Genomic DNA, 9,888 nt, shown 5'->3' on the forward strand with positions numbered 1-9,888 from the left:
AAAATACTAATATCTGTAACATCTGTATTTTACAAAATATATCTAACAATTTGGGATATTAATTCAACAGTCTTTTAAAGATACTGATGGCACTGATATAGCATCAGCAATAAGTGGTGATGCTATAGATACAGAACAAAATAATAAAGGTGTATTTATTTTAAAAGGAAAGATTGACGTCGGTAATGCTCCAGCAATTACAACTCAAGGTCAGATAACTTACTTAGGATCATACTCTGGTAACAATAGTATTCCAATAGGAATGATTTCGAGTAATCTTTTTGCTTCTACAATACTAGGTCAAAGAGATGCATTTAATGATTATGCAGTATTCTTTGGAGGATATATAGAAGCTGATGCTCAAACATGGTTTGGTAGTCAAATAAGTAGAACAGGAGGAGCTGCTAATTTTCAAGCTACTGGACAGAATATATACTTAACAAACGCAAAACTTTATTTTCTTTCAAACTTAGGACACTACGTAACAGCTCAGTTTGATTTTGATACAGATGAAACAGGAAGCTTTGGATTAGGAAATGCTTTTGTAATGTTTGGTAACTTAGATACATCACCTTTTTTGTAACAGTGGGTAGAAATAAGCTTTCTGTTGGCTCTTATGGTGGAGGAGGACCTTGGACCAGCGGTATTATTGACGATTTTTTATCTCCAGATAAGGTTACTAATATATCCGTAAACTATAAAAGTGACATAATAAACACTAATATAGCTGTCTTTGGGTCTAATGATAATCAGGCGAACTTTTCTGCAGGATTTTTCTATGCAGATTCTTGGACAGAGGATCTCTCTGTTGGTTTTAATGCTGGGTATGTCTTTAATATTGCAGGAGCAGGAAATACAAGTATATCTCAGTTTCTTGATAGTATAGGCAGAGGTGGTGATAATGTTGGTGTGATAAATTTTGATGGAACCTTAGCATACTCTATATTAGGAGGTATTGGCCAGCTTCAGGGAGGATGGTCAACAACAACTAATGCTGAAGATTTTAATCAAAATGGTACTAGTGTAAATGCTGGAGCATGGTATTTTGGTTTAGCATATGGTCTTACTTTAGGTGGTAGGGATACAAACTTTAACGTAACATATGGTCAATCATATAATGCTGAAAATATCCCTATGCCGATATCTAATGCATCGCCAACTTTTGGGCTTGCTAGTTCAGGTATTAAGAATCAGTGGATTGTCTCTGCACAGAGGGCTTATTTTGATAATAATGTGTTGTTAGGGCCAGAGTACTCTTATCAACGGTTATATAATAATCAATATATGAATACCTTAACTTTAGATTTATCTGTATATATTTAAGATATAGATAAATTGATAGTTTTATTAGTATTCCTATAGATTGATAAAAAAACTAATATAATATAATATCGTAACCTCCCGTTAAGGTATTATCTCTACTTGGAGTTGATTTTGGATAATAGTATAGAAGCCTTTTTACATTCATCTAACTACATCATGTTAGCATCAGGACTAATATTGCTTTTTGCTATCGTTTCTCAATTTTTATCGTGGAAATTGAAGCTGCCATCAATATTATTCTTAATATTAAGTGGTATTCTCTTAGGACCTGTTTCAGCACAGTTTTTTCATGATGGATTTAAACTCGTGGATGGTAATATTATATTTGGTCAATCTTTATCACCATTTGTATCAATATGCGTTGCTATAATTCTTTTTGAGGGAAGTCTATCTTTAAACTTTAGAGAGATTAAGAATGTTAGTAGTATTGTGACTTTACTTATTACAGTGGGGTTAGCTCTGACAATTATATTCACTGCTATTTTCTGTTATAAAATATTAGGTTTAAATCTTCAGTTATCTTTATTAATTGGAGGTATAACTTGTGTCAGTGGTCCAACTGTAGTGCCACCATTAATGCGCACTATAAGACCTAAAAAGCATATTGCAAATATTTTAAAATGGGAGGCAATAATAGTTGATCCAATCGGCGCTCTTGTTGTTGTTTTTATGCTTTCCTGGTTTGTCTTAGGTAGTTCGTATTATGGGCAACCAAACGGTGTTAGTATTTTTATTGTATATATTATATTTGTTTGTATATTAGGGATTACCTCCGGCTTTATATTTGGGTACTTTATTGGATTAAGTTTTAGAAGACACTATATTCCAGAATATCTTAAAAGCTTTTTTGTTTTAGCAGTTATAGTTGTAGGATTTATAATTACAGACTCCCTGATGCACGGCGCTGGTTTATTGATGGTTACTGTAGCAGGACTTGTAATGGCAAACATGAAAGATATTAAAATGTCTGACATTGTGTCTTTCAAGGAGAATCTTAGTATAGTAATTATTTCAGTATTGTTTATCGTTTTAGGTTCTGATATTGATTTTAGTTTATTTAAAGACTATTGGTTAGCTCTGATTGAGATATTTCTATTTTTACAGTTTGTATTGCGACCAGTAGTAGTCTTAGTATGCTCTATAGGGTCAAAAGCAACTTTTGCAGAAAAGATTGTTATGGGTATGATTTATCCGCGTGGAATTATAGCTGCTTCTGTAGCTGCTCTAGTAGCTGTTAAAATTAGTAAAGCAAATCCAGAGTTAACAACGCAAGCAAATACTTTAGTATTTTTTGTGTTTATGGTAATTATATTTACGGTTATTTTCCAGAGTATTTTTACTCCCCCAATCTCAAAAGCTTTAGGGGTTACAGAGCCTGAAGGTAAAGGCTTCTTAATAATTGGAGGTAACAGGTTTGCACGCGAGTTAGCTGAGATTTTTGTTAAAAATGATATTGAAGTTATTATCACAGATTCGTCTTGGGCAAATGTTCAAAAATGTCGACAGCTTGGTTTAAATACATATTATGGCAGTCCAGTCTCGATTCATGCTGATTGGAGCATTAGTCTTGTTGGTATTGGATCAATGTTAGGTTTATCAACGAGTGAATATGTAAATGCAGTATCCGCTGTTAAATATAAGCATGAATTTGGAGCTAAAAATACTTACGTTCTTAGAACCTCTCAGAAAGAGAGTTATAAGGGTATTGGTGCTATAGAAACAAACCTTGCAACATTGCTTTTTGATGAAGATGTTGATTTTAATCTTTTAATAGATAGATTAAATAAAGGTGCAAGTATAAGAAGTACAAATATTACCTCAAACTATACGCTAGATAATTTCTTTACAGATAATCCTCGTGCGATACCATTATTCATAATTGATAGTTATGGATATGCGCAACCATTTAGTAAAAATAAGAGAATTAAATCAGATAACTATAGTTTAATTTCATTAAGAGATAATGTTAGTAAAAAGAATAAGGATCAGTTGTGTCTAGATGTATAAGAAGTTTTAATGGTAGAACCCCAGATGTTGCTGAATCTGCATATGTAGATGAGTCAGCAGCAGTAATAGGAGATGTTATCCTTAAAGATAATGCATCTATTTGGCCTCAAGTAAGTGTTCGAGGGGATTTATTAACAATAACTATTGGCAAAGGTAGTAATATTCAAGATTGTAGTACTTTACATACTACAGAGTACCCTAAAGACTCAGGAGAAGGTTTTGCTCTAACTATTGGAGATAATGTTACTGTAGGGCACGGAGTTGTGTTGCATGGTTGTGAAATAAAAGATAATTGTTTAATAGGTATGGGAGCTATAGTTTTAGATGGCGCCATTATAGAACCATGGGTTTTCTTAGGGGCTGGTAGTTTAGTACCTCCAGGAAAAGTCCTTGAGTCTGGTTATATGTATCTAGGGTCTCCAGTAAAAAAAGTTAGGCCTATTACTGATCAAGAAAGACAAACTATAAAAGAGAATGCGGAACATTATGTTAAAGTTAAAAATAGGTATAAAGCAGATATCTAAGCTCTTGGTAGTTTTTTTAGGTATTTGTGTAATGGCTTCCTGTACTTCTATACAAACAAAAATGACTCCAATATCTTCAAAAAATACTTTTGAGCAAGATAAAGTTAAGTCACAGCTTCTTAAGCTTGAAAGCTGGAAGATAAGAGGTGTTTTAGGAATTATTTATAATAATAAAGCTGAATCTGCAGATTATATATATTCTCAAAAGGGTGATAAATTTAGTATTAAGCTATACGGACCTTTAGGCATAGGCAGTGTAGAGATAAAAGGTGATCCTAATAATGTAACATTAGAAAATAGTCAAGGTCAGAAGATAGAAGCTAATGATGTAAAATCATTAATGATAGAGCAGTTGGGCTGGTATGTTCCTATTGAAGGTTTAAAATATTGGGTAAAAGCTATAGCTATACCTAATGTTGAATATAAGTCTAAACTTAATCAGAATAATCTTTTAGATACTCTCGAGCAGAATGGTTGGGATATATCATATAAGGGTTATCAGTTTGTTGATTCTAAATACCCTCTACCATCAAAGATAAGAATGTCTAGAGATGGTTTAATAATAAAAATAGTTATAAAATCATGGCAGTTTTAGAATATAAAAGCTTTGCAAAAATTAATCTTTTCTTGCATATATTAAATAAGCGAGATGATGGTTATCATAATTTGCAAACGTGGTTTACATTTATTGATTTAAAAGATGATTTAAAATTTAGATTTAATGACTCATCTGAAATCAATATTTCAAGTAATATAGCGATCTCATCAAAAAATGATAATTTAGTATATAAAGCAATAAAAGGATTTCAAGAAACCTTTGATATTGCTGAAGTAGGTGTTGATGTTGAGCTATTAAAAAGAATACCTATGGGAGCTGGGCTTGGTGGTGGTAGCTCTAATGCTGCAACAACTCTTATGGCTCTGCGAGATTTTTATATACCTAGATTATCTAATGAAGATATGATGTCATTAGCAGTTAAGCTTGGTGCGGATGTGCCAATATTCTTATATGGAAAATCGGCATGGGCTGAAGGAATAGGAGATCAACTATGTCAGAAAAACTTTGAAGAGCATTATGTGCTACTTATTAAGCCAAATATCCATATAAGTACGAAAGAGTTTTTCGATAGTGAAAGCCTAGTAAAAACAACAAAACAGTTATCTAAAGGCTTTAGTTTTGATGAAAAAAGTATGCATAATGATTTTGAGAATGTTTTTTTTACAAAGCATCCTTATTTTAAAGAGTATATACAAGACTTAGATCCTAGCTTCAGAATGACTGGAACAGGTTCATGCTTTTATCTATTGTCCCAAGATGAAGATAAACTACAACAACTTGCAAGAAAAATTGATAAATCTCTTGACAAATGGGTGGTTAAAACATTAAACTATGCCTACTAACTTTTCTGGTTAGTTTTTTTGTTGGGCTATCGCCAAGCGGTAAGGCAACGGGTTTTGATCCCGTCATTCCCAGGTTCGAATCCTGGTAGCCCAGCCACACAAGGCTATCAAAATTTAAAAATATTTCATCCACTGACTTTTAGCTTAAAAAAATATATAATTGTTAGCTAATATTTATATTAACTAATTTTAGATATGTCTGAAAATTATCATATTGGAACACCTGGTAAAAAATGGGGTTCAGAAGAAAAACAACAATGGCTTTCTGAACAAGTAAAAAAGAGATCTTATTATGAGGAAGCGGAGCAAAAAATATTAGCTTTGGCTACAGAGTTTGATATAGAGATATATCATCATCTTGAGTATCCAGTAGGTAAATATAAGTTGTATGCTCTTAAAACTAAAAATTGGGACTCTTCTAAGCCATCTATACTAGTTACAGGAGGTGTTCATGGGTATGAGACAAGTGGTGTTCAAGGAGCAATTAGCTTTGCTCAAACAAGAGCTTTAGAGTTTACTAAGGATTTTAATATAGTTGTATTGCCATGTATAAGTCCTTGGGGTTATGAAACAATTAACCGTTGGAATCCTAATGCCGTCGATCCAAATAGGTCTTTTTATTTAGACAGTGGATGCCAAGAATCTGTTGCTGCAATGAAATATATATATTCTTTAAATCAAAAATTTGTAATGCATATAGATCTTCATGAAACTACAGATACTGATGATAGCGAATTTAGACCAGCATTAGCAGCTCGAGAAGGAATAACTATAGATAAATGGGGTATTCCTGATGGTTTTTATTTAGTTGCAAATAGTAATAGACCTCATTACGAGTTTCAAAAATATATTATTGATGCGGTTGCTAAGGTTACTCATATTGCACCAACAGATCCAGATATGAGCATTCTTGGAGATGATACTATAAAAGATGGTATTATGGCTTGCGATTCAGATAAGGAAAAACTATGCATGTCGCTTTCATCTGCTGAATATATAACAACAACAGAGGTATATCCTGATAGTCCAAGAACTAATCCACAAGAGTGTATTTTAGCTCAAGTTGAGGCAGTGGTTGCTGGTATAGAATATATAATAAAGAATAAATAGGTATTAACAATGTTAAATGGTTTAATTAATGTTGCTGATTTTTTAGTTAGTATAGTTTTTGGCTTATATGCCTTTATATTGCTATTTAGATTTTTCTTACAGTGGGTAAAGGCGGATTTTTATAATCCAGTTTGTCAAATGATTATGCGTGTTACTAATGCAATTATTCTGCCACTTAGAAAGCTTGTGCCAGGTTTTTTAAATTTAGATTGGTCGTGTATTGTAGCAGTTTATACAGTTTTTGTAATACAAGATTTACTTTTAGGTTTATTAAATGGCTTAGGGTTTAACTTAACATTTATATTTATAAAACCTTTTGTAGATATAGTCTTTACTATTATAAATATGTATGTTTATTTGATAGTTATAAGAGCTATAGCTAGTTGGTTTATACAAGGTGGGCTAAATCCTATATTTATTGTAATATTTCAAATTACAGAGCCATTACTATCAAAAGCTAGAAATATTATAAAGCCAAGATCAGGGTTTGATTTCTCACCAATAATTGTTTTAATCGTGCTATTTTGTATCCAGATATTTTTACAAAGTATTATCGCTCAACTTTTTCATTATTGATTTGTAAAGCTATTTTCTCTGATGAGTAACATTTTATATGCGGCATCACCATTTTCATAAAAATCATCAATTTGTTTGCTAATTCTAAACCCTATACTTTTGTATAAGGAGATGGCTCTAGAATTATTTATATTTACTTCTAGAGATATGTTTTTTATTGAATTATTTAAAACATACTCTAAAAGTTTTCTACCTATTCCATGGCCTTGATGGTTTTTACAAACAGCAAGGGAATATACTCTAATTACCTTTTTATACTCAAAACATAATATATATCCGGTTAAAGAGTCTTCCTCTTGAGAAATAAAAAAATATTTTTGTTTTTTTATATTGTAAATAAACTGCTTTCTAGAAATTTTGTCAGATAGGAAAGTAGAGTTTTCTAAATTAAGAAGCTCTTCAAGGTTTACTAACTTAGCTTTAGTTATTTGCATATGGGAGCTTCTTATGGTTCATTCTGTTAAGAAATTCTAACATTATAGTAGTGTATAGTTGATCACCAACATAGGCATCTTCAATATCAGAATCGATAGATGGATTATCATTAATTTCAATAATGATAGGTTTATTATCAATTACTTTAATATCTATACCATATAATCCATTACCTATAGTCTTTGCTGCCTTAAGAGCTATCTTAATAACAGCTTTATCAACTTGATGAATAGCAAATGCTTCTGACTTGCCATGCTGTGTAGACTTCTTGTTATGGTTAGTTATTTGCCAATGATCTTTTGCCATGTAGTATTTACATGCATAAATTGGCTTATTATTTAGTATCCCTATGCGCCAATCAAAGCTAGTATAGTAATATTTTTGGGCAATTATTATTGATGATTGCTCAAACATAATTGTTAAGATTTGTTCTAAGTCTTCAATAGAACTAGCTTTTTTAACACCTTTCGAGAATGATCCATCAGGAATTTTTAGCACTATAGGTAGACCAAGTTCATTAATCAAATCTTGTGGAGAAAACTTATCATTTTTAAAGATAAGTTTTCCTTCTGGTGTAGGAATCTTATTTTTAGTCATCAAGTTATGTAGATAAACTTTATTTGTACAGCAAGTTATCGATTTTGTATCATCGATTACTACTAAGTTATTATCTTCGGCTTTTTTAGCAAAGCTATAACTATAATGATTAGTAGAGGTTGTTGTTCTAATAAAAAGTCCATCATACTCAAGCAGACTCATATAATCATCTTTTGTTATCAAATCTGTATATATACCTAAATTATTAGCAGCTTTTTGGAAGTTTTTAAGAGCTTTATTATCACTTGGCGGGAGAGTATCATTAGGATCGTGCAATATTGCTAGATCATAATGATAATTTTTTTTATTTTTTCGTTTGCGCCATACTTTACTACTAAAGCTATTTAGCGCGTTTGCGAATATTGTCTGCTCATTATCATTTAATTGACTCAGCTTACCGATAGATATCTTCTTTATATTCCAAATAGCATTTTGCTTTTCTAATATTACTTCTAGTATTGGCGCAGGAAAAGCTTCAAATATCTTTTTAGCTATTTTTTCAATACCTGTTATATTAGATATCCCAAAGAATATTTTCATACTTATATATTCAGACTTAAGAGAGTTAACAAGCTTAAGATCTTTACTAACTAAGTCAGATAATAGGGTTTCCTCAAAATGACTAATATTATTAAGAGTTTCGACCGTTGGTAAAATAGTGTCTTTATTTGAATGAGCTAACAAACAAGCATAATATCCTTCTTCTAAATAACTCATCTGTTCAGATAAATTTATAATATAGTTTGGTTTTATACTAATATCTTGTAGATATTGATGAGTTGTTTCTAGATTTGAATAAGGATAGTAGGGCGACCACACATTCTTATTATCAATAAGTATTTTTAAAGGCTTCATATAACCTCTTGTTGGAACTAAAGCGAACGTATTATCTACCTTTTTAAATAAATTACAATAGTTTTTATAAAAGATAAGCTAATATTTTTTTCTTAGAAAGTTCAAGATGATATCATCAATATAGGTAAAGTATTATTTTTTATTTAGTGATGCCAGTTAGGCAATGGTTATTAGCTCTATTTTTATTCATAATTACTTCTACTTGCTATTCATATCATAGTATTGAGAGCTTCAAATATAATCAAGAGATGTCACTATCAGGCATAGTGAGCAGTATTCCCAAACAAGACAATAATAAATTAGAATTCATTTTTCACACTTTTAAATATGGAGATATTTTACTTAAAGCAGATAAGGGCTATAGACATTATTTAGTACCAGCAAATAAGCTTAGTTTAGTAGCTAAAGTTTATAAGCCGCATGAATATGATAATGTTAATGCTTTTAATTATTCACAATACTTAGAGCATAAAGATATTGTTGCTATAGGATCAGTTAATAAAGATTCTGAAATTGTATATACAGGCACAGCAGTTTTATATTTGCCAGAAAGGTTTAGATACTATATTTATAATCACTTGCAGAGTCAGCTAAAAGGAAATGATTTAAAATCTTTCGTACTAGCGTTGTTAATAGGGGATAAGGATTTTACCGAGTCAGAACAAAATCTATTAATAAATTCAGGAACCTCTCATCTAATGGTGATTTCTGGCTTACATATAGGTTTATTAGCATTCATTGCGTTCTTGGTTTTTAGGGGAGTATGGTCTCTTTCTCCTAAACTATGTCGTAAGTTACCAGCACAATATATTGGAGCTATTTTTTCAATTCTTGTTGCTTTTAGTTATAGTTTGCTTGCTGGGTTTAGTTTACCTACTCAACGAGCTGTAATTATGCTATTGATAGTGGTTATTTTATGGTTTGTTAAAAAAAGAGTTTCAATTGTTAGATCTGTCTTTATTGCATTTATACTAATACTACTATTAGAAAGACTGTTGAATTAATATCCCAAATTGTTAGATATATTTTGTAAAATACAGATGTTACAGATATTAGTATT

8 protein-coding genes, 1 tRNA gene and 2 pseudogenes are annotated in these 9,888 nt (G+C 31.2%); 9 read left to right on the plus strand and 2 right to left on the minus strand.

Going from position 1 to position 9,888, the window contains the following annotated elements:
• Positions 1-139 precede the first annotated feature (139 nt).
• The 8 genes and pseudogenes from R8535_RS10115 to R8535_RS10150 all read left to right on the plus strand — a co-directional run.
• A pseudogene (locus tag R8535_RS10115) lies at positions 140-1,323 on the plus strand (DUF3573 domain-containing protein); the annotation flags it as partial.
• A 156-nt stretch (positions 1,324-1,479) separates the two neighbouring features.
• A complete protein-coding gene (locus tag R8535_RS10120; protein ID WP_442902180.1) occupies positions 1,480-3,330 on the plus strand; it encodes a cation:proton antiporter in 1,851 nt (616 codons plus the stop codon).
• Complete coding sequence (locus R8535_RS10125; protein ID WP_329498938.1) at positions 3,315-3,854, plus strand: gamma carbonic anhydrase family protein; 540 nt, start codon at positions 3,315-3,317, stop codon at positions 3,852-3,854. Before R8535_RS10120 ends, R8535_RS10125 begins: the two co-directional genes overlap by 16 nt.
• A complete protein-coding gene (gene lolB / locus R8535_RS10130) occupies positions 3,805-4,449 on the plus strand; it encodes a lipoprotein insertase outer membrane protein LolB (protein WP_329498940.1) in 645 nt (214 codons plus the stop codon). The genes R8535_RS10125 and lolB overlap by 50 nt, the downstream gene beginning before the upstream one ends.
• Positions 4,437-5,255, plus strand: a complete 819-nt coding sequence (ispE, locus tag R8535_RS10135) for a 4-(cytidine 5'-diphospho)-2-C-methyl-D-erythritol kinase (protein WP_329498942.1) — start codon at positions 4,437-4,439, stop codon at positions 5,253-5,255. The genes lolB and ispE overlap by 13 nt, the downstream gene beginning before the upstream one ends.
• A gap of 22 nt (positions 5,256-5,277) precedes the next feature.
• A tRNA-Gln gene (locus R8535_RS10140) sits at positions 5,278-5,352 on the plus strand.
• A gap of 98 nt (positions 5,353-5,450) precedes the next feature.
• Positions 5,451-6,365, plus strand: coding sequence for a M14 family metallopeptidase (locus R8535_RS10145; RefSeq protein WP_329498944.1), 915 nt, complete (start codon positions 5,451-5,453; stop codon positions 6,363-6,365).
• 9 nt (positions 6,366-6,374) lie between these two features.
• Complete coding sequence (locus R8535_RS10150; protein ID WP_329498946.1) at positions 6,375-6,941, plus strand: YggT family protein; 567 nt, start codon at positions 6,375-6,377, stop codon at positions 6,939-6,941.
• On the opposite strand, the gene R8535_RS10155 is transcribed toward R8535_RS10150, so the two are convergent.
• Both R8535_RS10155 and R8535_RS10160 read right to left on the minus strand, forming a co-directional pair.
• Positions 6,935-7,375 (minus strand): GNAT family N-acetyltransferase, encoded by a 441-nt coding sequence (locus R8535_RS10155; protein ID WP_329498948.1) that lies wholly within the window; start codon positions 7,373-7,375, stop codon positions 6,935-6,937. The genes R8535_RS10150 and R8535_RS10155 overlap by 7 nt on opposite strands.
• On the minus strand, positions 7,362-8,828 hold the full coding sequence (locus tag R8535_RS10160) for a RimK family protein (RefSeq protein WP_329498949.1): 1,467 nt from the start codon (positions 8,826-8,828) through the stop codon (positions 7,362-7,364). The genes R8535_RS10155 and R8535_RS10160 overlap by 14 nt, the downstream gene beginning before the upstream one ends.
• 149 nt (positions 8,829-8,977) lie before the next feature.
• Here R8535_RS10160 and R8535_RS10165 point away from each other — a divergent pair.
• Positions 8,978-9,817: pseudogene (locus R8535_RS10165) on the plus strand (ComEC/Rec2 family competence protein); the annotation flags it as partial.
• Positions 9,818-9,888: the final 71 nt, after the last annotated feature.

The organism is Francisella sp. 19S2-4 (assembly GCF_036281795.1).
Taxonomy (GTDB): Bacteria; Pseudomonadota; Gammaproteobacteria; order Francisellales; family Francisellaceae; genus Francisella.

Bases quoted from the DNA above. Each gene is read 5' to 3' on its own strand.
- R8535_RS10120 (WP_442902180.1), top strand. From the start codon at position 1,480: ATGTTAGCATCAGGACTAATATTGCTTTTTGCTATCGTTTCTCAATTT.
- lolB (WP_329498940.1), top strand. From the start codon at position 3,805: ATGCGGAACATTATGTTAAAGTTAAAAATAGGTATAAAGCAGATATCT.
- ispE (WP_329498942.1), top strand. From the start codon at position 4,437: ATGGCAGTTTTAGAATATAAAAGCTTTGCAAAAATTAATCTTTTCTTG.
- R8535_RS10145 (WP_329498944.1), top strand. From the start codon at position 5,451: ATGTCTGAAAATTATCATATTGGAACACCTGGTAAAAAATGGGGTTCA.
- R8535_RS10150 (WP_329498946.1), top strand. From the start codon at position 6,375: ATGTTAAATGGTTTAATTAATGTTGCTGATTTTTTAGTTAGTATAGTT.
- R8535_RS10155 (WP_329498948.1), bottom strand. From the start codon at position 7,375: ATGCAAATAACTAAAGCTAAGTTAGTAAACCTTGAAGAGCTTCTTAAT.
- R8535_RS10160 (WP_329498949.1), bottom strand. From the start codon at position 8,828: ATGAAGCCTTTAAAAATACTTATTGATAATAAGAATGTGTGGTCGCCC.